Here is a 26,321-nt window from a genome sequence, read left to right on the forward strand (position 1 = left end):
CACCGCCGGAGCGAGGGCGACTCAGACGGGCAGGACCCGTACGTCGTACTGCGGGATGTACTTGTCGCGTGTCACCAGGGTCATGCCCTCGATCTGTGCCTGAGCGACCAGCAGGCGGTCGAACGGGCCCCGGTGGTGCGCGGGCAGCCGCCCGGCCCGAACCCCGTGGCCGGCGGTCGCCGGCAGCGGGCTGAACCGGCTGTCCCGCACCCTCTCGGCCAGGTCCTCGGGCTCGCCGAGCTTGCCCAAGGACTGCTTGATCGCGATCTCCCAGAGGGACACCGCGCTCACGTACACGGCCGGACCAACTCCTGGACCAAGTCTGCTCCTGCAGAGGTGGCGCAGCCGGACTGTTCGTCCTCGGACGGTGCCACGTCCTCGCCGCCACCTTCCGTGCCGTTCCACGCCCGCGCGGCCGTGCCAGGCGGGCGCGGAAGTCCCGCTGCGCGGCACGCTGCCCGCCAACGACCCTGCGGGCGCGACGGGTTGGGGACACCCGAGTGTGTTGCTCCGGTAGCCGAGAGGCACAATGTCCGGCGGGGAATTCGTACACCTGCCCGTCGTGCGCAGGTGAGGACCGTGGACCGGGCACCGGACACCGGGCAGCCCAGGGGGAGCAGACCAGCCGATGGCATCCAGGCGCGATGAGCTGAACGCGTACACCTTCGAGAAGAAGCGCACCGTCGCCGCGTTCCTGCAACCCTCGCCCTCCGGGAGCGACGAGGGCGCACCGAAGCCGATCCGCGGGTTTCTGCCCGGGCTGATCGTCGGTGCGCTGCTGCTGGTCGGCTTCGGCGCCTGGGGAATGTTCAAACCGCTGGCGCCCAAGGACTGGGACACACCCAAGAAGAACGTCATCATCGGCAGCGACTCCACCACCCGGTACGTCGTCCTGGAGACCGACGGCAAGGTGCAACTGCACCCCGTGCTCAACCTCGCCTCCGCCAAACTGCTGCTGACCTCCGACTCCTTCGAGATCGTCAAGGTCGCGGAGAAGGAGCTCGACAGCGGTCGAATACCGCACGGGCCGACCGTCGGCATCCCGTACGCACCGGACCGGCTGCCGGACGAGAAGGAGGCCGGCCGCGCCATGCGCTGGGCCGTGTGCGAGAAGCCCGGCGGCGTGGGACGCACTCCCGGACAGGCCGCCTTCGTGCTCGGCGACCACGAGCACGACGCGGTGGAGGGGAAGAACCGGCTGCGCGGCGGCGACGTCATGTACGTGCGCGAGCGCGGCAGCCGCGCCGAGTACCTTGTCGACCCCAAGGGCAAGAAGTACCAACTCAAGGACCGCCAGCGGGAGTTGCTCAACCGCGCGGTGACCAACGGCACCCCGCAGCCGGTCGACAGGAATTGGCTGGCCACGTTGCCGACCGGCGACCCGCTGGTCTTCCCCGAACTGCGCGGCCCCATCGGCGCACCGGCAGGCGTCGAGGGCCTGGACGAGAGCGCCAACCGGATCGGCATGGTCCTGCGCGCCCGTACCGCGGACGGCTACGAGCACTACCTCGTCGAGCAGGGCCGGGTCGTACCGGTCACGGACTTCTCCGCGTTCATGGTCCTGTACCACCCCGCCACGGCCGAACTCCGCCAGCGGGCCAAGCCGTACGAAGTGAACCCGCAGTCGATCACACCCGTCTCCCGGACGCTCAGCCCGACCGCCGACAAGGACTGGCCGGTCCACCGAACCGAGCAGATCAACCGCGGAGAGCGGCAGACGCTGTGCAGCGTGCTGCGCGACGTCGACGGCTCCAAGGGCACCACGACCCGTTCCACCTGGGCCGCCAAGGACTATCCGCGCACCATCTCCGACCGCTCCACCAGCGCCTACGTCACACCCGGCGCCGGCATGCTCTTCCGTCAGTTCCAGGGCAGCGACACCGGCACCGGCGGCACCTTCCTGCTGACCGACACCGGTCTGCGGTACGCCGTCCAGTCCAACAACGACAGCAGCACGGACGGCGATCCGGACGGTTCCAAGAAGGACGGCAAGGAGCAGGAGCAGGTCAACGAGGCCCAGATGCGGCTGGGTTACCAGAACGTCAAGCCGCTCCCGGTGCCGATCGAGTGGGCCCAGTTCCTGCCGACCGGACCGCGGCTGGACGTCAGCGGCGCCCGACTGCCCCAGGGCTCCTGATGCGCAGGCGAACCTGCGCGCCGCTGGCCCTGGCCGGCCTCGTACTGGCCGTCCCCGCCGCCGCACCGGCAACCCCCGCAGCCGCTGCCCACGCCACCTCCGGGCACCAGCAGCCCGCCCTGTCCAGCGGGCCCGACGCCGCCGCGGGGCACGACGCCGTCCCGCCCGGGCACGCCGCCGTCCCGCCCGGGTACGACGCCGCCGGAGAACGCACTGGCGGCCCGCACCCGGCGCCGCTGGCGCTCAGCGACGCGGGGGAGTGCCGCTTCGGCGGCAAGCCGTTTCCCGGCCGCCCCTGGCCGCTGCAACGCGTCCAACTCGACCGTCTCTGGCAGGAATCCAGAGGGAAGGGCATTCGGGTCGCGGTCATCGACAGCGGCGTGGACGCCAAGAACCCGCAACTGGCCGGAGCGGTCGACCGCAAAGCGGGCAAGGACCTGCTCAAGCCCAGGAAGAACGAGCCGAAGGGCACGCCCCGCGGTCCCACCGTCGACAACGTCGGTCACGGCACCAAGGTCGCGGGCATCATCGCCGCCCGCCCGCGCGCCAAGACGGGCTTCGCCGGCCTCGCACCGGAAGCCACTGTCGTCCCGATCCGCCAGAACGACGGGCAGGGCGAGGGCGACGTCGATTCCCTGGTGCGAGCCATCGATCACGCGATCGCTGCCGGGGCCCACGTCATCAACATCAGCCAGGACGCCAAGGGGCCGTTGCACGAGGACTCGCAGCTGCCCGGCGCCGTCCAACGGGCACTGGACCGGGACATCGTGGTCATCGCCTCGGCAGGCAACGACGGAGCCTCGGGCAAGTCCGTCAACACCTATCCCGCCGCGCTGCCGGGTGTCCTCGCCGTCGCCGCCTCCGACCGCAACAACGAGCGCGCGTACTTCTCCCAGCGCGGCGACTTCGTCGGAGTCGCCGCACCCGGCGTCGACGTCGTCTCCACCGTGCCCCTCGGCGGCCACTGCGTCGACAACGGAACGAGCTTCGCCGCACCGTTCGTCGCCGGCGTCGCCGCCCTCATCCGCGAGAAGCACCCGACCTGGACGCACCAACAGGTCGTCGCCCAGATCCAGCAGACCGCCGAACGCGCCGTCAGCGGCCGCGACCGGCACATCGGTTGGGGAGTCGTCGACCCCGTACGGGCCCTGACCGAGGACAGCAGCCCCGTCGACCGCCCCGTGGCGCGCGAGGGCGTGCGGCAGGCCGAGAAGCCGGAGGCAGCGGCGCTCAACCTCCACGAGACGTACGCCGAACGCAACGAACGCCTGGCCACGTACGTCCTGCTCGCCGTACTCGTCCTCGTCGGCCTCATCGCCACCGCCGCCCGCATCCTCCGCGACCGCGCCGGCAGCAGCGCCACCGGCCGAACACCAAACAACTGACGCACCACGAGACCCGCCCGGGGCGAGGAACGACTCGGTGCGCCATCACTGATGGCGCCCCGTCTGTGACGGTGCCCCATCTGTCAGGACAGAAGCGGATATCCCGTCACGCGTGCTTCTGCCGGCCTGTCAACTGCCGTGCCCACCTGGGGTTTTGGTGTGGTGCAGACCACAGAGCACATGGCTGTAATCATCTGCTCACTGCTTCACCTGTCATGTACGTAGTGAGTAAACTTGTACGGACCGTAGTGGCCAAATCTGTGGGGGGATTGAGCCGTGGCGCTCGACCATGTCGGAGGCACGAACGGCAGCGGGGAATTGCCGCAAGCTGATGGGGGCTTGGTTCTCGACTCGGAGACCCTGACGCGGCTGCGTAAGCAAGTCGACCTTGTTGCCAGCGAGTTGCGTGATTCGTCCGCTTCGGCGGCGAAGGTCCGTCAGCAGATCGTGGCCCGCGACGCGTACGGCAGCGCCAACCTCGCGCACGCTGACGACCTGTCGAAGGCGTACGACAAGGCGCGTGTCGAACTGGAGCGCTATGTGCGCATTTTCGGTGAACAGCTGGAGTCGCTGAGCCTGGTCGTCGAGATGTCCAAGAAGGGCTTCGACAACGCCGAGGAAGAGCAGATCGCCCGCTTCCACAAGCTCCAGGAGAACGCCCGGGAGAACTACCGGACCCCGGAGCCCCGCCCGGACACCCGCGACGAGCGCGCGACCGGCACGGGCACCGAAGCCGAAAACTACTGAGACCCGCGAAAGAGGGCCACACCTTGCCAGCAGACAACTCAGAGGGCCTCAGCCACAAGGAGTTGCACGCTCTCGTCTCCGGCGCCAGGCCGAACGATCTCTCGACCCGCAGCGACGCCGTGAGCGTCGCGGCACGGAAGATCTACTCGATCGTCCAGGACCTCGAGCGTCTGGTGAAGAAGGCGGAGTGGGAGGGCGAGTCCGGTGAGGCACTGCGCACCTGGACGAAGAATTTCGCCAAAGAGGGCCGCGCTCTCGGGGATTACGCCACTCTTGTCGGGTCCGCGCTTTTCTTCGCCAGCGACGGGCTGAGTTACGCCAAGAAGACGATGCCCGAAGTGAAGGACGGCAGCCAGTCCGAGAAGGACCGTCAGGACGCGCTGCGGGTCATCACTCGACTCAACTCCTACTACAGCGAAGCCGCCAAGGACGTAGCCTCCCCCACCCGCCCGAACTTCCCCTTGCTCGTCGTCGAAGATTTGCCTGCACCATCCCCTGAGACACCCCGCAAGCCCATTCCGGGCGGCGTGGACCGAACTTCAGACCAGGCGGGGCGCAACCTCTCCAACAATTTCGGCATCACCGAGCCGGAGGACGGAAGTGAGAGGAGTAATTCCCGTGGTGGTCCGGCAGATTCTCAGGTGCAGACAGAACTGGATTCGGCGGGTGTAGTGACGGATCCGCGCTCCGCGTCGCCGTCCCATGCACCCACCGGAACCACGGGCGCATCTCCCGGGCCTGTCGCGGGAACCGGGCCAGTGGGACCAGTCGGCGGTGCGCCCGGCCTTGGAGCGGGGCGGAACACCGCGCCTGGGGCAATTGGTGGCCCGGGCGCTGCCGGAGTTCCGCGTCAGCCTGCTGTCGCCGTGGCTCGGCCGGGCGTGCTGCCGGCCGGCTCCAATGGCACTGGTATTCACGGTGGTACCGCGAGACCTGTGAGTGCCGGCCCCAGCCCAGCAGGTATGCCTCGAGGAACAGTCATTGGCGGTCAGGCTCCGACAACTGCAGGCAATGCGCCGACTCGTGGGCCTGTCAATGGGCTGATGGGAGGGCCCGCCGGCCGCTCACCGCAGGCGGCAGGGAGAGCACCTGGGGCGAGCGGCGCCGCCGTGGGCATCGGGAGAGGCAGTGCTGCACCTCGTGGTTCAGCGGGTATGGGAGCGCCACCATCGCAGGTCGCTCACGGAACGAGGCAGACGAACAGATCCACGAGGCGTGTTCGTGACGAGAGTGAGCCGCGTCCTGATTACCTAACGGAAGAAGAAGAGACCTGGTACGCAGGGAGACGGCGCACGGTACCTCCGGTTATTGACAACTAGCCCTTCCCTGACACGAATTCGGGTATCTCGGCATGCTGAAAAATCCTCGTGAGCCACGCTTCACAGCACGCGACCTGTTCGGTGCACTATTGGCTGCTCTGGTCGCTGTGGGTCTAATCGCGCCTTCTGCGTATGCGCAGGAAGCGAAGGATCTTCAGTGGTATCTGGAGTCCATGAAAGCTGAGGAAATGTGGAAAACAGCCAGAGGAGACGGAGTCACCGTCGCTGTTATAGACTCTGGGGTTGACCGAACCGTACCCGAACTCCGAGGCCAAGTAGCGGGCGGGAAGAGCTTCCTTGGTACCGGTAGTCCGTATCGCGATCCGGGAAGTCACGGCACGACGATTGCCGCGTTGATCAGCGGAACCGGCAAGGAATCCGGCATTCATGGGCTGGCGCCAGAATCCAAGATCCTTGCCTTGAAGACGACAGACGAGTTCGGCATTCCTGGAGATATGGCTGCAGCGATCAATCATGCCATTGATGTGGGAGCGAAGATTATTAACGTCTCTCTCGGTGCTTCTCAAAGCGGAAGAGGAGCCAAAGTACAGAAGGCGATTGACAGGGCCAACAAAGAGGGGGTCCTGATATTTGCGTCGTCCGGCAATGCTGGCGACGATACAGCGAATTACCCGGCGGCTCTTCCGGGCGTGGTTGCGGTCGCCGCGACCGACAAGCAGGTCCAACGGCTTAGCAGTTCGCAGTACGGGCAGCACGTCTCGCTGAGCGCCCCAGGCGGTGACCTGGCAGTCAGATGCAAGAAAAACACGGACATCTGCAAGAACAGCGGCACTAGCGCGGCATCGGCCCTGGCGTCCGCATCAGCTGCTTTGATCTGGTCAAAGTACCCGGATTGGACCGCGAATCAGGTGCTGCGAGTCTTGATTGAAACGGCTGGGAAACCGGTTGCCGGCAAGATTCCGAGTAAATACATCGGGTACGGCGCTGTCCGTCCCCGTATTGCGCTTGCTGACGACAGTATTGACCCCGGGGATCCGGACAAGAACCCTCTCTTCTCCAAGTACTACGCGAAGCAGGAGGAGAAGTCTGACTCGTCGGAAGAGCCTGACGACGGCAAGAGCGGCAGCGACATAAGCGAAGAAGACCAGCAGGCCCAGGGCGACGCGTCGGAGAAGGACAGCAATTCATTCCTGGTGCCGGCCGTCGCCGTCGGCGCTGTCGCAGTTCTCGGCGCAGCCCTAGCCGCAGTATTCCTGCGCCGACGCACACGGGTATCGCGGTGACTGCAGCGTGAGGATATGTCGGAACTGATCTTCTGGAGCAATGAGGGAAGCTAGCGATGTCTTTTCGAGGTGAATGGAATTCCATCAAGGCGGAGGTTGAGCAAGACAAAGCAAAGATGAGCTTGGCCGGCTTGGCGCCCGAGTACGACGGTAATGGAAAAGAAATACCGGGACCCGGCCCTGACTTCGGTGCTGTGGTGATAACACCGGCACTGCTCAGGAAGAAAGCGAAAGAGGCAGACGCGACCAGGGCGAACCTGAAGAAGGCAGACAACTCTGCGGTGGATGCGATCAAGAAGGCATCGCCCGGGCTCAAGGGTTTTGAGTGCCAGAAAGGTATACGGACGTTCGAGGAGCGCTGGGAGAGGCAGGTCGACCACTTGGACAGGCTCATTGAGAACGGAGTGGCGGGCGGTCTCAATTCAGCGGCCGCCGAGATGGATTTGCAGGACACGAACCAGGCAACAAAGTTCAAGTCGAAGAACTGAACTCGGTGGGAGAAGGTTAGATGCCGCTCAGCTATGAGACAGTCGTGGGCGCTGACCTATCAGGTCTCACGAAGGCTGCCAGCAGGTGGAGAGTGTTGCCGGATGAGCTTGTCGGGATCGCAAACTCCTTTCGGCCGACTGTCACACGAAAACTTTCACGTCGTGATTGGGACGGGAAAGCAGCGGAGGCCGGGCGACGGAATTTTACAAAGGTCTATGACCAGCTAGAAGACGCATCCAAGGAATCCAAAGCTGTATACGGCCTCATCCGCAGCGCTGTCGAGGAACTGGAGAGGGTACAGAAGAAGCTTAAAGGGATCGCCTCAGAGGTGGCTGAGAGCACCCACCTGTCACTGAACAAGACGACTGGGAAAGTGCTATTCGATTCACCCGAGGAGGACTTCAAACAGAGGCAGACGATTCAGAGACACCTCAGCGAGACCATCAACGAATACAACACGGAAATTAATACGCTAGTGAACCGGGCGACCGAGGCAGATCGGGCGCTCAACTGGGCGCTCATGCAGGATCGAAACGGATCAAAACCTGGATTCAACGCAGGCACCGTAGACAGTATCAAGGCTGCATCGAAATCGATGGAGGAGGCAGTAAAGCAGGCAAAAGAAGCCGAGGAAATTCTTGGCAAGGGCGAAAAGGCCAGCGACCGCGAGATGACTCGCCTGAACTCGATACTCACGAATCGGCAAGGCGACCCGTATTTCACCGAGAAGTTCACTGCAGGTGTCGGAGCAAAGAAGCTTTTTGTCCAGTGGAACGACATGGTGAACGATCCGGGAGTTTCGGACGGCCGCGCGAAGATCATCGAGAAGTTGCAGAAGTCCTTGGGGACCACCTTGGCCACCGCGACACACTCTGACAGCGACGCGATGAAGAAATGGAAGAACGATGTCCTAGATCTGGGGCCTGACAGGATCGAGCTTGAGCGGAAGACCCCGGAACCAGGTCGTCCACCATACAACTTTCAGGTAATGAGTGCCCTTATGAGGGAGGGGGACTACGATTCGCGCTTCCTGATTAATTACGGCGAGAAACTGATCGACTTTGACAAGAAGATGGACTCCGAAGATTGGAAGCAGCAACCGGACAATATTCGTCTCAACTTTGGAGGCGACGACCACGGAGCAGATCCAATGCGCGGCTACATGCACGCATTGGGTAACAACCCAGATGCGGCCAAGGAGGCTTTGAATAACCCCCATGATCTCCGCTACCTGATCAAAGAACGCGACTGGGTGGCTGACCAGACTAGCGTCACAGTCAAGCCCGAGTATCAGCACCGTGACCTTGGAAGAGCACTACAGTCCGCTTCTCTTGGAGTCCCTTGGGACGAAACAGGTATTAACAGAGACGCGGAGACAGCAAAAATCGCACGCGAAGTCATGAAAATAATGGGCGAAGATGTCAGGAGCAAAGAGAATCAACTACTACATAACACTCCCGGTCTAGTGGAAAGTGCTGCTCGAATCGGATCCGGATATATTGACGAACTTACAAAGGCAACCGCTATGCGTGGCGGATTTAATAATGCGGAACTCATTGAGAGCGGTATCTATGACTCCCAGGACAACGGTATCGGTGACATACCCATTGATACGGCTAGAGATTTCATGATCGAAGTCGCCAAACATTCGAGTGCGTATGAAGCTATGGCAACCGCGCAGCACATATATACTGCAAGCGTCATGGAAGACAATGCTGGTGATAGGTACCGAGTTCAGAGCGCTCTCGATTCCGGAGCTTACAATCAAGGCATTATGGCATCGGCCCGAAATGAGTACCTCGATTCCTTGGAGAAAGATGAGAGAGAATCGGCTGACAAAGATTCAGAGGAGTCGGGATCATGGACTACGTGGAGCCTGGCGGAGGGTACTTCTGTCGTGAATAGCGCAGGAGGTGCTGCAGCCGGAGCAGCAATTGGCGGCGCAATTGCTGGCCCTCCTGGGGCTGCGGTTGGGATGGTCGCTTTCCCGATCGTTGGGGACCTCGCAATTTCCGCATTTGAGCACTACATGGGATTTGATGACGATGACGACAAAAGTGAGAGTAAACAGGGGGCTCATTCGGGTGATCTGAGGGATCAAATTTCACTGAGGCTGACAGAGATGGAGTCGTCGTACACCAGTAATCACGACGGTGGCAGAGGTTTGTCCAGTGCTGCCTCCGATAAACAGTCGAGTGGCTGGTCGTATACAGAAGGAATTCTCAAGTCGCTAAGGTAGAAAATGCGCACTGATCGAATCACTGTGCTCTGCGCGGTCTCCATCATGTTCATGGGGGGCTGCACGGGAGCGCCGCCAGCTCCTTCCCCTGAAATTAATTGGAACAGTGTTTGTGGTGGATCTTTTGAGGGGTATGAAGATGTAGCGGACGTGCCGGAGAGGCACCCCGGTCGTTTCGATGAGATCGCCAAAGAAGAGAAAGTGGAAATTGTTGAGGAGTCAAAGAATCTTCAGGGCGTAGGTGAAAAGCTACTGTCCTCGCCTCGTTCACATATTGAGACCTGTGTACTTGAGTCGGGACTTGAGAAGGGGAATGATCTTGTCGCTGGTTTTGAGTGGGTTAAAGTGCAAGGGTTGACTTCTCTGAATCAACCGGAAGAGAAGCCTGGGGAGGACGTGCGGCTGATCGGCGACTACGCGGAGATCAGATTCGCTTCCGGCGGAATTCAGCATTTGAACTTGTACGCGAGATGTGATCGAAGTGAAGTCGGTTCACGTCATGGATACAATGCCCTGCACGGTGAACTGCGTGACAATTTGCTCTACACTCTTGCGGTGGAGCATCGCATGAAGATCCTGATTCAGATGGCTCGATCCGTTGTTTCAGGAATGAATTGTGAGAATGACGTGCAACTCCGTAATCCGTTTGGAGAGGGGACCGAATGGGCGCACGGGCCAAGATGAGTAGAGTCGGCAAGCAGAATTGCGTTTATTCTCGCGTTCCGAGGACGAGGTTGCCGGTAAAATTGGCGCGTCTGGTGTCTCTTGGCTGCTAGCTTCAGAGGTGCCGAAGTGGGTGCGTAGGCTGCTTGCCTTAACGCCTTGTGCTGCGGCTGGCGAGGGTTCGGTTCGTTGTTCACTGACCGTATGTTGAGAGGGGAATGAGATGGCTGGTGCGCAGAAGGTCAATGGGGTTGACCTGAAGAATTTGGAGAACAACCTCGGCTCGGTGCTTGAGTCGATGGACAAGCAGGTGCGGGGCCTGCAGACGGCGATCGATGAACTGGCCGGGCGTTGGTCCGGAATCGGTGCTGCGGAGTTCAAGAGTCAGCAGGGTCGCATCAACCAGGATCATGTGGCGTTGCAGAAGATCCTGAGTGGTATCAGGACGGCGATCGGTGAGACCCGGCGCGACAGTGGTTCGAACGATGAGAACGTGCTGCAGAGCATGCGTGGCATCGAGGGGAACGGTGTGCCGCTGTCGAGTGTTCCGCAGGGGACGACGATGGGGTCCATGCAGGACACCGGGGTCGGTTCGCAGAAGTACTCGGGGTTCGACAAGTTCTAGACGGGGGTCATCGTTTCGACGGTGACCGAGTGGATCTGACCAACTGCTTGGAGGCGTGAAATGGCGAGTGACCCGAGCCAGCTCGTAGTGAACTACGGCTCGTTGGAGAAGGCCGCGGCCGACATCGAGTCGGCGGCGAAGCGGCTGCGCGGTGATCTGGAGCGCGTGCAGCAGGAAGTGAAGAAGGTCGCCCAGACGTGGGAGGGCGAGGCGCAGAGCGCCTATATGCGTGTGCACGTGACGTGGGATCAGCGGGCGGACAGCATGGAGCGGACGCTGATGCAGATAGCTTCGAAGGTCCGGCAGGCCAGCGGTGAGTACCAGGCGAGCGACCGCAAGGCCGCGGGGCGCTTCGACATCTGAGGCGCCGTTCGGCGCGAGTCCTGTCATGTGTGTGGGGGCGTTACCCGGCCGGGTAACGCCCCCACACCGTTGTTCGCTCAGTGTTCGTCGGGGAGCCAGCCGATCTGGAGGATGGGGTTGCCGCGTTTGCGGGAGGCGAAGAAGGCGCGGCCCGGTGGGAGGGGTTGGGGTCGTATGTTGCCGATGACCTCGCCTTCCATGGGGTCGCCGGACAGGACCAGGCCCTGGGCGCCGAGTTCGCGGACGCGTTGCATGAACGGGTCGTAGGTGGAGCGTGCGGCGCCGGCTGAGCTGCGCGCGACGATGAAGCGGATGCCCACGTCGCGGGCGTAGGGCAGGTTGTCGACGAGAGTGGCGAGGGGGTTGCTGCTGGAGGTCGACACCAGCTCGTGGTCGTCGATGACGATGAAGAACCGTGGGCCGTCCCACCAGCTGCGGTCGCGCAACTGCTGTGGAGTGATGTCCGGTTGAGGCGCTCGTCGGACCATCAGGCTGTTGAGTGACTCGATGTGCGTCTCCATGGCGTTGGACATGGCGGCGTACTCGAGCAGGTGCTCATCGGGCACGTATCCGAGCAGGGAGCGGCGGTAGTCGCCGAGCATGATGAGGGCTTCGTCGGGGGTGTAGCGCTCGGTGATCTGTTTGATGAGCAGTCGCAGCAGTGAGGTCTTGCCCGATTCGCTGTCGCCGAAGATCAGGAGGAAGGGGTCCCGTTCGAAGTCGATGAAGACGGGCTGGAGGCTGTTCTCGTCGAGCGCGAAGGCGACGCCCTCTTCCGGCCTCTCGTGCCCGGCGGGGAGCTGGTGTGCGGGGAAGGTGCGCGGCAGCAGGCGTACGGGCGGAGCCAGGGGCCCCTGCCAGGCGGTGGCGACCGCCTTGACCAGCTCGTTGCCGGCCTCGGCGAGGTCTTCGACCGAGTGTCGCGAGTCGATGCGAGGCAGGGCGCCGATGAAGTGGAGCTTCTCGGGCACCTGGCCCCGGCCGGGCACGTTGGCCGGGACGTTGCTCGCGACGCGGCGGTCGAACTCGGAGTCCAACGGGTCGCCGAGCCGCAGTTCCAGCCGGTTGAGGATCTGGTCCTTGAGCGCGGCACGCACTTCCATGTGCCGCGAGGCGGTCAGTACGACATGGATGCCGTAGCCCAGTCCGCGTGCGGCCAGGTCGGTGACGACCTCCTCCAGGACTTCGTACTCCTGGCGCAGGTTCGCCCAGCCGTCGACCAGCAGGAAGACGTCCCCCCAGAGCTGGTCCGGGAGTTCACCTGCGGCGCGGCGCCTGCGGAAGGTGGCGATGGAGTCGATGGAGTGGGTGCGGAAGTACTCCTCGCGCTCGTTGAGGATGCCGATGACTTCGGCGGTGGTGCGGCGGACTTTTTCGGGGTCGAGGCGGGAGGCGATGCCGCCGACGTGGGGGAGGTCCTGGAGGGCGGAGAGGCCGCCGCCGCCGAAGTCCAGGCCGTAGAACTGGACTTCGGCCGGGGTGTGGGTGAGGGCGAAGGCGGAGACCAGGGTGCGCAGCAGGGTGGATTTGCCGGACTGCGGTCCGCCGACGACGAGCATGTGGCCGGCGGCGCCGGAGAAGTCGCGGGTGAGCAGCTCGCGGCGTTGCTCGAAGGGTTTGTCGACGATTCCGAACGGGACGGCGAGACGGCCGAGTCGCGGGTTGTCGGACTGGGTGAGGCCGCGGCCCTCGACGACGGTGAGTCCGGGCAGGAGCTGGTCGAGTGCGGGAGCGGAGTCCAGTGGGGGCAGCCACACCTGGTGGGCGGGCGGGCCCTGGCCCTCCAGCCGCCGCACGATGACGTCCAGGACGGTGTCGGCCAGCGCGTCGTCCTCGCGGCGGGCGGCGGCGAGGGCGGCGGCGAGCTGTTCGGGGTCGGGCTCGGAGAGGGTGACGGGCACCGGGGCGGCGGTGAAGAGCGCGGCGCGGCGTTCGACGGGGCGGGGGCCGAGGCCGGTGGGACGGTCGTCGTTCTGGCGGTAGACGCCGGAGACGTACGCGGCCTTGAAGCGGTCCATCTCCTCGGTGCCGTGCTTGAGGTAGCCCGAGCCGGGGACGGACGGCAGGTGGTAGGCGTCCGGTACGCCGAGCGCGGTGCGGGACTCCGAGGCGGAGAAGGTGCGCAGGCCGATGCGGTAGGAGAGGTAGGTCTCCAGTCCGCGCAGCTTGCCCTCCTCCAGGCGCTGCGAGGCGAGCAGCAGGTGGACGCCGAGCGAGCGGCCGATGCGTCCGATCTGGATGAACATCTCGATGAAGTCGGGCATCGCGGTGAGGAGTTCGGAGAACTCGTCGATGACGATGACCAGCGAGGCGATCGGGTCGAGCGCGGCGCCGGCGGCGCGGGCCTTCTCGTAGTCGTGGATGTTGGCGTAGTTGCCGGCCGAACGCAGCAGTTCCTGGCGGCGGTTGAGTTCGCCGCGGATCGAGTCGCCCATGCGGTCGACGAGGGTGAGGTCGTCGGCGAGGTTGGTGATGACGGCGGAGACGTGCGGCAGCGCCGACATGCCGGTGAAGGTGGCGCCGCCCTTGAAGTCGGCGAGGACGAAGTTCAGGGTCTCGGAGCTGTGGGTGACGGCCAGTCCCAGTACGAGGGTGCGCAGCAGTTCCGACTTGCCGGAGCCGGTGGCGCCGACGCACAGACCGTGCGGGCCCATGCCGTCCTGGGCCGCTTCCTTGAGGTCCAGCATGATCGGCTGGCCCTCCTCGCCGACGCCGATCGGTACGCGCAGCCGGTCGGCCTGTGAGCGGGGCCGCCAGGTGCGGGAGGTGTCCACGGAGTCGGCGTCGCCGAGGTTGAGGAGGTCGGTGAACTCCAGGTTGGCGAGCAGGGGCGCGTCGTCGTCACCGCCGCTGCCCATCCGGATGGGGGCGAGCAGGCGGGCCAGTGCCTCGGCGGCCTCGGGGCCGAGCACATCGGGGGTGCCCTCGTAGACCATGCCCTGGGCGGAGGTGAGCCGGAGCGTGTCCGGATGGGCGACGATGGCCAACGCGCCGCGGGGCTCGCGCAGTTCGCCCGCGATGACCTCGATCACGGTGACGCCCTGGATGCCCTCGGGGGCGGCGAAGGCGGAGCCGGGCGGCACCGAGGAGCCGTCCAGCAGGACGACCAGGTGGGCGCGGTCGGGGGGCGCAGCCTCGCCGGTGAAGCGGGAGCGGCCCTCCAGCCGTACGCGCAGCCGGTCCTCCAGCTCGATGAGGTCGTCGGTGATCAGCCGTCCGCTGCCCGCTCCGTCGGCCTCGCCCGGCTGCTGCGCGTGCGGCAGCCACTTGGCCCACTCCCAGCGTGCAGCGGCCTCCGCGCCGCTCGCGGCGACGGCGATCACCAGATCGTCGGGGGAGTGCAGGGCGGCGAGTTGGGCGAGCAGCGCGCGGGCGGTGCCGTGTGCGCTCTCCGGGCGGCCGGAGACGGTGACGTGGTAGAAGGACCGCATCGAGACCGCGACGGGCAGGTCGTCCAGCGAGCTGTGGGTGGCGATGAAGCGCTGCATCGCGCCCGCGGTGAGCGGCTCCAGCTCGTCGACCGGCGCGGTGTCGGGCGCCACCAGCGGAGTGTTGAGCTGCTGGGTGCCGAGACCGACGCGTATCTGTGCGAAGTCGGGGTCGGCGGGGCGGCGTTCCCAGACGCGGTCGCCGGCCTCGACCAGTGACCAGAGCTGGTCGGCGGGCGGGTGAAGGTAGAGCTGTGCGTCGCGCTGGCTGCGTGCGGTTCTGCGGACCGTACGGCGGGTCTGGGCGAGGTACTTGAGATAGTCGCGCCGGCTCTGGGCCATCTCGCCCAGCGTGCCGCGGCGGAACCGTACGAACATCGCGACGATCATGCCGACCATCGAGACGAGCATGATCAGGCCCATGATCCGCATGAAGGAATTCGTCTGGTTGGGGTTGAAGAAGAAGACCATCGAGCCGCCCATGCCGAGCATGGGCAGGATCTGCATCCACACCCCCTCCTGCTGGCCGCGGGGGAGTTCTGGCGGCGACTCCAGAGTGAGCGGTTCGGCGGGTACGTCGGCGGGCAGCACCCGGCTTCGGCGCTTGATGACGATCTGGCTCACGCGTACCCAATCCCTCTGGTTCCGCGCGGAGTTCACCCGTCGTCGCCCCCTTGGCGGCGGTCCCCATCCGCGCGGGACGATCCTACTGACAGGGGCACGGCAGGTGGGCGGTAGGGTGTCGCTCAAGGTCCCGGATCGACTACCGGCCGTGTTTCGGGGGGTTGTTGCCGCTTCGCGGCGAGCAGACCGAGTTCCGTGCCGCGGGTGAAGCGGGCGCCGTGCGTGAGCAACGCGGCCCGCACCGCCGGGCGGACAGCGTGCGAGATCTGCGCGCCGACCGGGACCGTACGACCCACTGCACGATCCACCCGTACGACCCACCAGCGAGGCGCGGCACCGCGCACACCGTGAACGAGGGGGCCCAGAAGTGACGACGCCGCCGTCCACCGCGACGACGTTCTCACGATCATCCGCGACGACCGGCTACTGCCGCGTCACCGTGGTGGCGACCGGCAGCCGTATCGATGTGGCGCTGCCCGAGGACGTACCGGTAGCCGATCTGTACCCGGAGGTGCAGCGGCTGACCGGGCAGGCGCCCGGCGAGGGCGAGCTGGTCGGCCACCATCTGGTGCGGCGCGACGGCAGCGTGCTGGACAGCGCGCGAACCCTGTTGGGCCTGAGAGTGACGGACGGCGAGGTGCTGACGCTGCGTCCCTTCGCCCGTTCGCTGCCGCCGGTGGTCTTCGACGATGTCTCCGACGCGGTGGCCACCGCGGTGACGCGCGACCGCACGCTGTGGAACGACCGCTATCTGCGGACCTCCGGGCTTGTCGGCGCGGTGGCGCTGATGTCGTTGATGGCGCTGGTGCTCTGGTTCGCCGACGCCGCCGGCCGGGACATGCACGGCCTGCCCGGAGTCGTCGCCGCCGTGACGGCAGTGCTGCTGCTGGTGCTGGCGCCGGTGCGGGCACGCTTCTACGACGACACCGGCTCGGCCACCGCACTCGGCCTGGCGGCGCTGCCGCACGCGGCGCTCGCGGGTTCGGCGCTGCTGTCCCTCCAGGACGGCCACGGCGTCGGCAGGTTGCAGTTCCTGCTGGCGTGCGCGGCCGTGCTGGTCGCCGCCGTGGTGATGATCTCCGCGATGCCGGGCAACGACGCGTTCTTCGTCGGCGCCGCGGTGCTCGGCACGACGGGTGTGCTGGCGACGTTCGGGGCGATCCTCGGCGACGGCAGCGCCCTTGCCGCGGCGTCGGTCTGCGCACCGGTCGCCATCGGCGTACTGGCCTTCCTGCCCGGGATGTCGGCGCGGTTCGCCAGGCTCCCCATCGGGTACGCGGCGCCGCGTTCGGGATACGACGGCTCGGACAACAGCGAGGAGGACCCGTTCGCCCCGGCCGACCCCGGGCCGATCGACGCCGAGCGCATCGCGGCGCAGGCGCGGCGCGGCCACGAGGTGCTGATCGGCCTCGTCGGCGGTTTCTCGGCGGTCGTGGTGGGCAGCGCCGCGGTGCTCGGCTTCTCCGGAAACCTCTGGGCCCAACTGCTCGCCCTGGCCTCCGGACTCGCGCTTTTGATGCGCGCACGACTCTTCCGCTACTCGGCGCAGGTGGCCTGCGCGATGGTCGCCGGCGCGACGGCGCTCACGCTGCTGGTCGTGGGGCTGGTGCTCAACTCCACGGAGCTGCTGGGCGGTTCACAGGGCAGCGGACTGCGGACGCTGTGGCTCTCGGCGGCCCTGGCGGCGGGCGCACTGCTGCTGATGGCGATCGCGCTGATCGTGCCGCGATCGGGCCTGACCCCGTTCTGGGGACGCCTGTTGGACATCGTCGAGATCACGGTGCTGCTCTCGCTGACACCGCTGTGCCTGGCGGTGCTGGACGTGTACACCTCGGCACGCTCGCTGACCAGCGGCTAGCTGTCGTGGCCACCGGCCCGCCGGTCGGTCGACGCGGCCTCGGGGCCGGTGCGTGACGGTGCGCGGGGGCGCGTGGTGGGCGTGGGTGGGCGGAGTGGCGACTCCGGCCGAGCGGGCAGCAGCCTCTCAGGGCGGGGTGCCTGACACGAACGGCGGGCCAGGGCCGTCCGGCGGCGGGCGTACGGGCGGTGGCCCCGTCGAGGGGCGGGCTCGTGCGGACACCCCGGCCGGCGGACCCGGAGCGCCCCGCGTGTGCGGGAGTGCACGCGGGGCGCGGGGCGCTCCGGGCCCCGGGGTGTACGGGGCCCGGCGGGCTGTCAGGGGCGGCGGAGGCAGAGCCAGGCGATGTCGTCGCGGGGAGTGCCGTCGATGAAGGCGTGGAGATCGTTGCGGAGCGCCTCGGTGAGTTGGTCCGGCGGGTCTCCGGCCCAGGCGCGCAGCCGCTCCTCGAGCGGGTAGAAGTCGCCGTCGGCGCTTCTGGACTCGGTGACGCCGTCCGTGCAGACGAAGAGGGTGGCGTCACGGGGCAGTGTGAACTCCTTGAGGGAGCGCGGGCCCGGCGCCAACTCGCCCATGCCCAGGGGCAGTCCGGGGTCCGGAAACTCGATCGGCAGCACCTCGCGCGCGGTGTGCCGCACCAGGTGGGGGCTGACGTGGCCGCAGTCGACGACGCTGACCCGCCCCTCGTCGTCGAAGCTCAGCAGCAGCGCGGTGACGAACCGCTCGGGCTCGCCGCGCGCCGCGCTGCGGGCGTTGTGGCGGTGCACCGCGTCCTCCAACGCGTCGGCCACCCGAGGGAGTTCGGCGACGTGGTGGGCCGCCTCGCGGAAGGCGGCGAGCAGCGCCATGGTGGTGCCGACGGTCTGGAGCCCCTTGCCCTGGACGTCGGCGATCAACACCCGGGTGCCGTACGGGGAGGTCTCCAGGTCGTACAGGTCGCCGCCCATCAGGCTGTCGACCTCGACGGGCTGGTACAGGCCGTCGGCGGACAGCTGCCCGGTCGTCACCGGCAGCGGCTGGAGCAACTGGCGCTGGAGGGCGGCGACCAGCGACCGCAACCGCGTCACCTCCTCCGTCCGGTGGATGCGCAGATGACAGACGATCACACAGAGCGCGCCGATTCCGGCGACCACCAGCGCCGGGGTCGGTTCACCGATCCGGTCGTCGTCGTAGAGCGCCACCAGGACGACCAGGAAGCCGGCGCCCGCCGCGACGGCGGTCTGCCGCACCGTGCCGACACCGGCGACGAAGGCCGGCAGAAAACAGAACGCCACGGTGAGACTGGAGCCCAGGCTCACCCCCAGCACCAGGCCGAGCGCGACCAGCAGCGCGAGCATCGCCACGAACACCTTCGGCGCCAGCAGCGGCCGCGGGCCCTCGTACCCGGCCAGCGCCTTGGTCGCCCGCGTGGGGACGAACTCCCCGTCACCGAACATCACTCGACCCCGTTCACTTCTCACGTCCGTTCCGCGCCGCGTCGGTTCCGCGCCCGCTCCGCGGCCGGTCACGCGTGCCCCGCACGACCGGCCCGCGACCGCGCCGGTCGCTTCCAGCACGGTACGGGCGCGCACCGGCGGCGGGGCGCGCCACACGCTCCGGGCCACGCGCGCGACGATCTGTAGGGTCGAACGGTCCACGGGTCCGATGAGTGCCGGGAGTGCCGAGTGGGGATGCAGGGACGTACGGGAAACACGGGGCGCCCGCGCGCCGCGGAGTGGGGCCTGTCGGTCGGCGGGTTCCCCAGCGGCGCCCACAACGCGCTGACCGATGTCCCCGGAGTGCGCGTCGGGCACACCACGGTGCGCCGCTCGCCGGACATCCACAGCGGGGTGACCGCCATCCTGCCCGGCGAGCGGGTGAGCCCACAACGGCCGGTGGCCGCAGGGGTGTTCACCGGAAACGGTTACGGCAAGCTCATCGGTTCCACCCAGCTCGCCGAGCTGGGCGAGCTGGAGACTCCCGTGCTGCTCACCTCCACGCTTTCGGCGTTCCGGGTCGCCGACGCCCTCGTCGGCTGGATGCTGGAGCGTCCCGAGTGCGCGGAGGCCGTCAGCCTCAACCCCGTGGTGGGGGAGTGCAACGACGGCTATCTCTCCGACATCCGCGCCCGGCCGGTGCGCGAGGAGCACGTCCGCGCGGCCCTGGACGGCGCCTCCGCGGGGCCCGTCGAGGAGGGCTGCGTCGGCGCCGGCACGGGCACCGGGGCGCTCGGCTTCAAGGCCGGCATCGGTACGGCCTCGCGAGTGGTCGAGCTTCCCGGCGAGGGGGCCCGCTACACGCTCGGTGCGCTGGTGCAGGCGAACTTCGGCGGCACCCTGCGGATCGGCGGCGAACTCCTCACCCCCGGCGGGCTCGGCCTGCGTCCGGAGGCGCCGCCGCCGGAGAAGGGCTCCTGCATGATCGTGGTCGGCACCGACGCGCCGCTGGACGCCCGGCAGTTGGGGCGGCTGGCGCGGCGTGCAGTGTTCGCGCTGGCCCGGGTCGGCGCCGCGTACGGCCACGGCAGCGGCGACTACGCGATCGCCTTCTCCACCTCCGGAGCCACCCGGCGGGCTTCGGAGGCCCGGTACTCCGAGCGGTCCGCGCCGGTCGGAGAGAGGCCGCGGCCCGCTCCTGCGGACTCCGCGCTGAACCCGCTCTTCGAGGCCGCGCTGGACACGGTGGAGGAGTCGGTGCTCAACTCGCTGCTCGCCGCCGTCACCACCACCGGGCACCGGGGCCGTACGCTGCCCGCGCTGCCGGTGGAGGCCCTGCGCCGCCGGCCGCCGGGCCCCGGGCCCGGCCCGCACGGCGGCTGACGCCACCCGGGACGCCCGCGCTCCGGCCCGCACTCCCGACGCCCGTACGCCCCGACGCGCGTACGCACTCGGGCCCGTACGCCCCCACGCCCGTGCGCGCACCGGTGCGTGTGCCCGCCGCTCCCAGGGCCCGGCCCGCACGCCTCCGGTCCGTGTTCACCGGCGAGCGTCGGCCCGGCGGCAGATGTCGGGGTACGGCCGAGCAGGCTGCGCTCGGCCGTACCCCGACACGGCGTGCGGCTCAGCGGCTCCGCGGCACCAGCGTGCGCAGGTCCACCGAGTCGGCGAGTGCGCGCAGCCCCTCGTCGCCCGGGTGGAGGTGGTCGCCGCTGTCGTACTTCGGCAGCATCCGCGCCGGGCGGGCCGGGTCGCGGACCACGGCGTCGAAGTCGAGCACCGCGTCGAACCCGCTGCGCCCGCCGCGCAGTTGGTCGTTGATGTGGGTGCGCTTGGCCTCCACCTCGGGCGAGCAGTCGTGGTAGCCCTCGCAGGGGGTGAGGGTGGCTGCGATGACCCGCAGCCCGCGTGCCCGGGCCCGGTCGGCGACGGCGCGCAGTCCGGTGAGCACCTCTTCGGAGTCGGCGCCCCAGCGGATGTCGTTGATTCCGGCGAAGACGACCAGGGTGCGGGCGCCGGTCTGCGCGAACACGTCGCGCTCCAGCCGGTTCTGGATGCTGACGCCGGCCGTGTCGGGGTCGCTGCCGTCGCCGTCGTAGCGGTCGGAGGCGACGCGGTTGGCGGAGATCCCGTGGTTGAGCACGCCGTAGGCGGGGACGTCGGAGCTGCCGCGCTCCTCCAGGAGGCGGCGCGAGAGCACGTCCGGCCAGCGGCGGTTGGCGCCCTCGGTGGAGGTGACCCCGTCGGTGATGGAGTCGCCGAGCGCGACGACCGAGCCGGGTCCGCCGGAGACGTCGATCCCGGTGAGGAACGGCCAGAAGGCCAACTCCGGTTCGTAGCCCCGCCCGTCGCGGCGTCCGGTCAGATCGCCCGCGCCGTCGGCGGAGGCGTAGGAGCGCTGGATCGCCTGGGCGTGGATCGGGGCGGCGGTCACCGTACCGGGGAGGTACATGCTGACCAGCAGCGTCGTGTCGGCGGGCACCTGCATTCGCAGCGGATCGCTGACGGCCTCGGCGCCGGCCGGTACCCGGTGTGCCTGCCGGCCCCCGAAGGTCACCGCGAGCGGCTCGGCCGTGGTGGCGGCGTCCTCGTCCTGCACGGCGACGGTGACGCGCCCGATGTCCAGCGGCTTCCCGGCGAAGGTGTTCGCCAGCCGTACCCGCGCGGACTCGCCGCCGCCGCTGGTGCGCACGACCAGGCGCAGCGTCCGGTCGCGCCACGGGCCGACCTCGGTGTACCCGCCGGTGCTCGCGGCCCAACTCCCCGTCCAGCCAGGGCTGCCCGAGCGGACGGCGACATCGAAGACGTGCAGGTCCGCGGCGGGTCCGGGGTCCTTGGGCAGGGTGATCGAGGCGATCCGTCTGCCCCGGTCCACGGGAACGGTCGCGGCGTAGAGCCGGGCGCTCTCCGCGCGTACGCCGGAGGGGGTGTTGATGCGCGGCAGGGCGAGCGCCTTGGTGGTGAGCGGGCCGGCGCGCCAGTCGTGCGCGGTGAGGGTGTACGGGGCCCGGCCGCCGTCGGCGTAGTGGACGGTGCCGGTGCCGGTCACCGCGCTGCCGGGGCGGTCCGGGGCGGTGGCGGCGACCAGGAAGGACAGTGCGTCGCCGGTGTTGTTGCTGTTCCCGTCGCCCCCGTTGCCGCCATCGCCGTCGCCGTTGCCGTTGCCGCCCAGCTCGATGTGCTGGCCGTCGCTGAGGACATTGTCGGGGCGGCCGGGCGCACGGTCGGGCCGTCGCAGCTCGGCGGCGTCCAGCCGCAGCCGCGTACCCGGACGCCAGCCGGCGGCGTCGAGGTCGGCCGAGGTCAGGGAGTTTCCGGCGCCGTCGAAGTCGGCCCGGTCCGGGCGTCCTTCGTCGCTGACGGCGCGGTTGTCGTAGTGGCGCTCCAACGGCAGCGGACGCTCGTCGGCGGGAGCGGCGTACGCACCCGGCGCGGCGGGTGCGGCGCTCGATGCGGCGCTGAGCGCCGGGAGTCCGGAGAAGAGTACGGCCAGCCCTGTGGCGGCGGCGGTGGTGCGCAAGCGGGTACGCATCGGTGTCCCTTCGTCGGTCGGGCCCGCGGCACACCCGGAGTTCGGGTGCGGCTGCCGCACGGGTACGGCGCGGGTGGGTGCGTGGGCGTGCGTCCGGCCGGTGGCGGGCGCGGCGGTGGCAGGCGCCGATGCGGGTGGCAGGCGCACGGGCGGCAGGCAGCGGAGGTGCGGGAGGTGTGGCGTGCGGTGGAGACGGAGGTGCGGGAGGTGTGGCGGTGCGGTGCGGTGCGGGGGACGGAGGTGCGGCGGTCCGCGGGGTGGTGTGGTGCCGGTGGCGCGGCGTACCGGCGGAACGGTCAGCGCCGGGACGATCCGACCAGGGCAGGACCACCGACGGGAGACCTCACGGCGGCGTCAAGGTGTCGATCAGGCCAAGGGGACGGCGAGTTGGGGCCTCGTGCGCTGTGCGCCGGGCGAACCCGGGGCAGCGCGCCGGTGGCCCGGTGGCCGGAGCGGATGCGACCCTGAGAGGTATGAACATCCCGTTCCTGGACAACTGGCGCAAGAAGCACGGAACCTCGCGCGCAGCCGGCGTGATGAGCCGGGGCGAGGTGAGTGAGCAGGGGCTCGGGGAGCTGCTGGCCGAGTGCGAGGTGCTGCGTGCGCAGGCGACCGAGCACGGGGTCGAACTCGACGACTCCGTCGGCTCGTTGGAGTCCTTGGATCAACTGCTGCCGCGCTGGCGGGACGACCCCGAGGTGCTGCTCCGGCTGGGCAGCGACGCGGGCCTCTATCTGGGCACGGTCCTGGTGCGGCGCGTACCCGGTGCTCACTGGGAGGTGCTGGAGGACGGCCGCCCGGTCGTGCGGCTGGCCGCCGGGCGGGTGCTGGACGTGGTCGAGGCGGGCCACGCCTGGGCGGTGGACGGCACGCCCGAGCTCTCGCAGAGCTACGCGGAGGCCGCGGAGGTCTGACCGGCCGTCGCAGGACACAGGGAACGCCCCTCTCCGTACCCCGCCCGCCGCGGCGCGCCGCGCTCCGGTTCGGAGGCCGCGCCGGGGGCGGGTACCCCGGGCAGTCTGGCAACCCGGCGCCGCGTCCGGCCCCGACGACTGCCCCGCTGCCGCCGGCTGCCCGTACGGCTGTGGGTGTGGCTCGCTGTCCACCGGCCGGCGGCAGCGGGGCAGTCCTCGGAGCCGGACGCGGCGCGGCGGGAGCACATCGGCGCGGGCAGCCGCTGACCGCACCCACGCCGACACCGGGACCGCACCGGGCCCGGCCGCACCGGAACGGTCCCGCAATCGGGACCGGCCCGGAACGGTCCCGCAATCGGGACCGGCCCGGGCCGGTGGAGCGAGGGCCGCCGAACGCGGCGGGCCCCGGCCGCTACTTGTTCGCCGGCGGCGGCTTGCGCAGCGAGAGGTGCAGCTCGCGCAGACGGGCGTCGTCGACCTCGGAGGGCGCGCCCATCAGGAGGTCCTGCGCGTTGCCGTTGAGCGGGAAGGCGATGGTCTCGCGAATGTTCGGCTCGTCCGCGAGCAGCATCACGATCCGGTCGATGCCGGGGGCGATGCCGCCGTGCGGCGGGGCGCCGAACTTGAAGGCGCGCAGCATGCCGCCGAACTCCTCCTCCACCGCGTCCTTGTCGTACCCGGCGATCTCGAACGCCTTGTACATGACCTCCGGTTCGTGGTTCCGGATCGCGCCGGAGGAGAGCTCCACACCGTTGCAGACGATGTCGTACTGCCAGGCCAGGATGTCCAGCGGGTCCTTGCCCTCCAGCGCCTCCAGGCCGCCCTGCGGCATCGAGAAGGGGTTGTGCGAGAACTCGATCTTCCCGGTGTCCTCGTCCTTCTCGTACATCGGGAAGTCGACGATCCAGCAGAAGCGGAAGACGTTCTCCTCGAAGTGACCGGTGCGGCGGAAGCACCGGCAGGACCGAGGTCGCGCCGACGGGCGGGGGCTCACGCGTCGTCAGCCGCGCGTGAGCCGCTTGCGGACGGTGCCCTCCTCGGCCGGCTCGGCCGGGGTGCGCGGCGCCGCGCACCCCGGCCGAGCCGGCCGAGGAGGGCACCGTCCGCAAGCGGCTCACGCGCGGCTGACGACGCGTGAGCCCCCGGCACGCGCGCGGGGCGCGGTGACCGGTGCTTCCGCCGCACCGGTCACCGCGCCCCGCGCGCGTGCCGGGGGCTCACGCGTCGTCAGCCGCGCGTGAGCCGCTTGCGGACGGTGCCCTCCTCGGCCGGCTCGGCCGGGGTGCGCGGCGCCGCGCAGGCCGCGCGGGTGACGTCGGCGACGAGCTCGACGACGTCCGGCCCGTACGCATGGGAGTTGACCACCTTCAGCAGGAGGCAGAAGGTGCCCTCCGGGCCGTGTCTGCGGCTCAGCCGACGGTGCTGCCGCGCCAGATAGCGGGTCGCGGCCTGGAGGGTGACGGGGCGCTGGCCGCAGGCGAGGAAGACCGGCCGGGTGTGTTCGCCCGCGGTGAGGCGGGCGAGGAGCACGTACTCCACCGCGCCCGGGTCCAGCTTGTAGTGCTCGGAGCCGATGACGAAGGTGCCGCGGTCCTGGCCCGACTCGGGGTCGGTGCTGACCACGACGCCCGGCAGCAGCGACCGCAGATGCGCGGCCATCCGCCGGTTGGAGACCGGCGGGCCGAGGCAGAACTCCGTGCGTTCACCGAAGCCCTGGTGGGCGGAGTCCGCCCAGACCACGCCCGCCTGAGCCCCGCACTCCTTTATCAGTGCGGACAGCTCCAGCAGCGCGAAGACCTCGGGCCGGGCCACCGCGCCGTCGCTGCCGGCGTCGCGCCCGACCACCAGGGCCGTCTCGCTGTGGTCCGGCAGCCCGAAGAAGCGCTGCTTGCGCCGCCGAGCCCGGCGCAGGGCGGCGTTGCGGAGCAGCCAGCCGAGCAGGACGCCGAGCACGGCGGCGACGGCGAGGTGGGCGGGGTCGCGCAGCGAGTCGCTCATGGTGCGCGAGCCTAGAGCAGGACGCCCGACGGTTCGATACCCCGGAACGCGCTGTCTGCCGCACCACCGCACCCGCGCCCGCCGGGCGGCGTCGCCGCCAACGCCAGCCGGACGAAAGGGACTTGCCGCCGCCCGCGCACCGGCGATCCGAGCACGCGGGTACGCGCTCGCCGCCCCGCCGCCGCCGCGGCCATGGCCAATTCGGTGACGTTGTGCCGAACTGCTTGCGACGTAACGTGACGAGGCATACCGTCTCTTCCTCGCGCCGATCTACCCGCGTCTGGCAGGGGTGACGTCTTGGCGCCCGGGCGCGTGCGCCCCGGCGGGAGGCAGGGCTGACGCCCCGGCAAAGGAGCAGCTCATGACAGCAGTTGGCTCGGACCAGGACCCCACCGCCGGTCGTACGGGACCGGGAGCGGCAGGGGAGAGCGGCGGCGGTCCCGCCGCCGTACGTGCCGCCCTCGTCCAGGCGACCTGGACCGGCGGCACCGAATCGATGATCGCCAAGCACGAGGAGCACACCCGTGAGGCGGCCCGGCAGGGCGCCCGGGTGATGGGCTTCCAGGAGGTCTTCAACGCCCCGTACTTCTGCCAGGTGCAGGATCCCGAGCACTACCGCTGGGCCGAGCCGGTGCCCCACGGGCCGACCGTCACCCGGATGTGCGCGCTCGCGCGCGAGACCTCGATGGTGCTGGTGGTGCCGGTCTTCGAGGTCGCGGACTCGGGCTTCTACTACAACACCGCCGTGGTGATCGACGCCGACGGCACCGTACTGGGCAGCTACCGCAAGCACCACATCCCTCAGCTCAAGGGATTCTGGGAGAAGTTCTACTTCCGTCCCGGGAACCTCGGTTGGCCGGTTTTCGACACGGCTGTCGGTCGGATCGGCGTCTACATCTGCTACGACCGGCACTTCCCCGAGGGCTGGCGCGCACTGGGTCTGGCCGGGGCCCAGCTCGTCTACAACCCCTCGGCGACCTCCCGCGGACTCTCCTCCCACCTGTGGCAGCTGGAACAGCCGGCAGCCGCGGTCGCCAACGAGTACTTCGTCGCCGCGATCAACCGGGTCGGCGTCGAGGAGTACGGCGACAACGACTTCTACGGCACCAGCTACTTCGTCGACCCGCGCGGCCGGTTCGTGGGCGACGTCGCCGACGACCGGTCCGAGCAACTCCTCGTGCGCGACCTGGACTTCGGCCTGATCGACCGGGTCCGGCAGGAGTGGGCCTTCTACCGCGACCGCCGTCCCGACGCCTACGGAAACCTGGTGCAGCCATGACCGACACCACCCCCGCCCACGCCGGCCCCGCGGGCGTCGCCGACCCCGGCGCCGCCCCCGCG

At 68.5% G+C, this 26,321-nt stretch carries 18 protein-coding genes and 2 pseudogenes; 14 read left to right on the top strand and 6 right to left on the bottom strand.

Annotation, left to right across the window (positions count from 1 at the left end):
* Window positions 1–21: 21 nt before the first annotated feature.
* Window positions 22–303: pseudogene (locus JGS22_RS23685) on the bottom strand (type II toxin-antitoxin system VapC family toxin); the annotation flags it as partial.
* A gap of 325 nt (window positions 304–628) precedes the next feature.
* Between JGS22_RS23685 and eccB the strand changes: the two are divergent.
* The 9 genes from eccB (at window position 629) to JGS22_RS23730 (ending at window position 11,211) form a co-directional block, all read left to right on the top strand.
* Window positions 629–2,137 carry a type VII secretion protein EccB gene (gene eccB / locus JGS22_RS23690; protein ID WP_211040362.1) on the top strand — a complete coding sequence of 503 codons (1,509 nt, stop codon included), beginning with the start codon at window positions 629–631 and terminating at the stop codon, window positions 2,135–2,137.
* Complete coding sequence (gene mycP, locus JGS22_RS23695) at window positions 2,137–3,522, top strand: type VII secretion-associated serine protease mycosin (RefSeq protein WP_211040363.1); 1,386 nt, start codon at window positions 2,137–2,139, stop codon at window positions 3,520–3,522. The genes eccB and mycP overlap by 1 nt, the downstream gene beginning before the upstream one ends.
* A gap of 276 nt (window positions 3,523–3,798) precedes the next feature.
* Window positions 3,799–4,269 carry a DUF2563 family protein gene (locus tag JGS22_RS23700; protein ID WP_211040364.1) on the top strand — a complete coding sequence of 157 codons (471 nt, stop codon included), beginning with the start codon at window positions 3,799–3,801 and terminating at the stop codon, window positions 4,267–4,269.
* Window positions 4,270–5,620: 1,351 nt separating this feature from the next.
* Entirely contained in the window at window positions 5,621–6,832 is a 1,212-nt protein-coding gene (locus JGS22_RS23705; RefSeq protein ID WP_211040365.1) for a S8 family serine peptidase, read from the top strand.
* A gap of 56 nt (window positions 6,833–6,888) precedes the next feature.
* Window positions 6,889–7,320 (top strand): hypothetical protein, encoded by a 432-nt coding sequence (locus JGS22_RS23710; protein ID WP_211040366.1) that lies wholly within the window; start codon window positions 6,889–6,891, stop codon window positions 7,318–7,320.
* A 20-nt stretch (window positions 7,321–7,340) separates the two neighbouring features.
* Window positions 7,341–9,560, top strand: coding sequence for a hypothetical protein (locus tag JGS22_RS23715; protein ID WP_211040367.1), 2,220 nt, complete (start codon window positions 7,341–7,343; stop codon window positions 9,558–9,560).
* 3 nt (window positions 9,561–9,563) lie between these two features.
* Window positions 9,564–10,244 carry a hypothetical protein gene (locus tag JGS22_RS23720; RefSeq protein WP_211040368.1) on the top strand — a complete coding sequence of 227 codons (681 nt, stop codon included), beginning with the start codon at window positions 9,564–9,566 and terminating at the stop codon, window positions 10,242–10,244.
* 202 nt (window positions 10,245–10,446) lie between these two features.
* Window positions 10,447–10,848, top strand: coding sequence for a WXG100 family type VII secretion target (locus JGS22_RS23725; RefSeq protein ID WP_211040369.1), 402 nt, complete (start codon window positions 10,447–10,449; stop codon window positions 10,846–10,848).
* A 60-nt stretch (window positions 10,849–10,908) separates the two neighbouring features.
* Entirely contained in the window at window positions 10,909–11,211 is a 303-nt protein-coding gene (locus JGS22_RS23730; protein ID WP_211040370.1) for a WXG100 family type VII secretion target, read from the top strand.
* Between the two features lie 77 nt (window positions 11,212–11,288).
* On the opposite strand, the gene eccCa is transcribed toward JGS22_RS23730, so the two are convergent.
* The gene (eccCa, locus tag JGS22_RS23735) at window positions 11,289–15,263 is read right to left on the bottom strand and encodes a type VII secretion protein EccCa (RefSeq protein WP_216815135.1); all 3,975 of its coding nucleotides are present in this window, start codon (window positions 15,261–15,263) and stop codon (window positions 11,289–11,291) included.
* 218 nt (window positions 15,264–15,481) lie between these two features.
* On the opposite strand from eccCa, the gene JGS22_RS23740 reads away from it, so the two are divergent.
* Together JGS22_RS23740 and eccD are read left to right on the top strand one after the other, a co-directional pair.
* Window positions 15,482–15,634 (top strand): hypothetical protein, encoded by a 153-nt coding sequence (locus tag JGS22_RS23740; RefSeq protein WP_216815136.1) that lies wholly within the window; start codon window positions 15,482–15,484, stop codon window positions 15,632–15,634.
* Entirely contained in the window at window positions 15,631–17,121 is a 1,491-nt protein-coding gene (gene eccD / locus JGS22_RS23745) for a type VII secretion integral membrane protein EccD (RefSeq protein WP_211040372.1), read from the top strand. Before JGS22_RS23740 ends, eccD begins: the two co-directional genes overlap by 4 nt.
* 317 nt (window positions 17,122–17,438) lie before the next feature.
* Here eccD and JGS22_RS27185 read toward each other — a convergent pair whose 3' ends face one another.
* Window positions 17,439–18,581 (bottom strand): PP2C family protein-serine/threonine phosphatase, encoded by a 1,143-nt coding sequence (locus JGS22_RS27185; RefSeq protein ID WP_211040373.1) that lies wholly within the window; start codon window positions 18,579–18,581, stop codon window positions 17,439–17,441.
* Between the two features lie 210 nt (window positions 18,582–18,791).
* On the opposite strand from JGS22_RS27185, the gene JGS22_RS23755 reads away from it, so the two are divergent.
* Window positions 18,792–19,919, top strand: a complete 1,128-nt coding sequence (locus JGS22_RS23755) for a P1 family peptidase (RefSeq protein WP_211040378.1) — start codon at window positions 18,792–18,794, stop codon at window positions 19,917–19,919.
* 241 nt (window positions 19,920–20,160) lie between these two features.
* On the opposite strand, the gene JGS22_RS23760 is transcribed toward JGS22_RS23755, so the two are convergent.
* Entirely contained in the window at window positions 20,161–22,068 is a 1,908-nt protein-coding gene (locus JGS22_RS23760; RefSeq protein WP_211040374.1) for a GDSL-type esterase/lipase family protein, read from the bottom strand.
* Between the two features lie 473 nt (window positions 22,069–22,541).
* Here JGS22_RS23760 and JGS22_RS23765 point away from each other — a divergent pair, with 473 nt between their 5' ends.
* On the top strand, window positions 22,542–22,982 hold the full coding sequence (locus JGS22_RS23765; RefSeq protein ID WP_211040375.1) for a DUF6278 family protein: 441 nt from the start codon (window positions 22,542–22,544) through the stop codon (window positions 22,980–22,982).
* Window positions 22,983–23,394: 412 nt separating this feature from the next.
* Here JGS22_RS23765 and JGS22_RS23770 read toward each other — a convergent pair.
* Window positions 23,395–23,931, bottom strand: a pseudogene (locus tag JGS22_RS23770) (amino acid--tRNA ligase-related protein); the annotation flags it as partial.
* A 278-nt stretch (window positions 23,932–24,209) separates the two neighbouring features.
* Complete coding sequence (locus tag JGS22_RS23775; RefSeq protein WP_216815137.1) at window positions 24,210–24,980, bottom strand: hypothetical protein; 771 nt, start codon at window positions 24,978–24,980, stop codon at window positions 24,210–24,212.
* A 361-nt stretch (window positions 24,981–25,341) separates the two neighbouring features.
* Between JGS22_RS23775 and JGS22_RS23780 the strand changes: the two genes are divergently transcribed.
* The gene (locus JGS22_RS23780; protein WP_216815138.1) at window positions 25,342–26,259 is read left to right on the top strand and encodes a nitrilase-related carbon-nitrogen hydrolase; all 918 of its coding nucleotides are present in this window, start codon (window positions 25,342–25,344) and stop codon (window positions 26,257–26,259) included.
* The last annotated feature ends 62 nt before the right edge of the window (window positions 26,260–26,321 follow it).

Source organism: Streptomyces tardus (assembly GCF_018101125.2).
Classification (GTDB): Bacteria; Actinomycetota; Actinomycetes; order Streptomycetales; family Streptomycetaceae; genus Streptomyces; species Streptomyces tardus.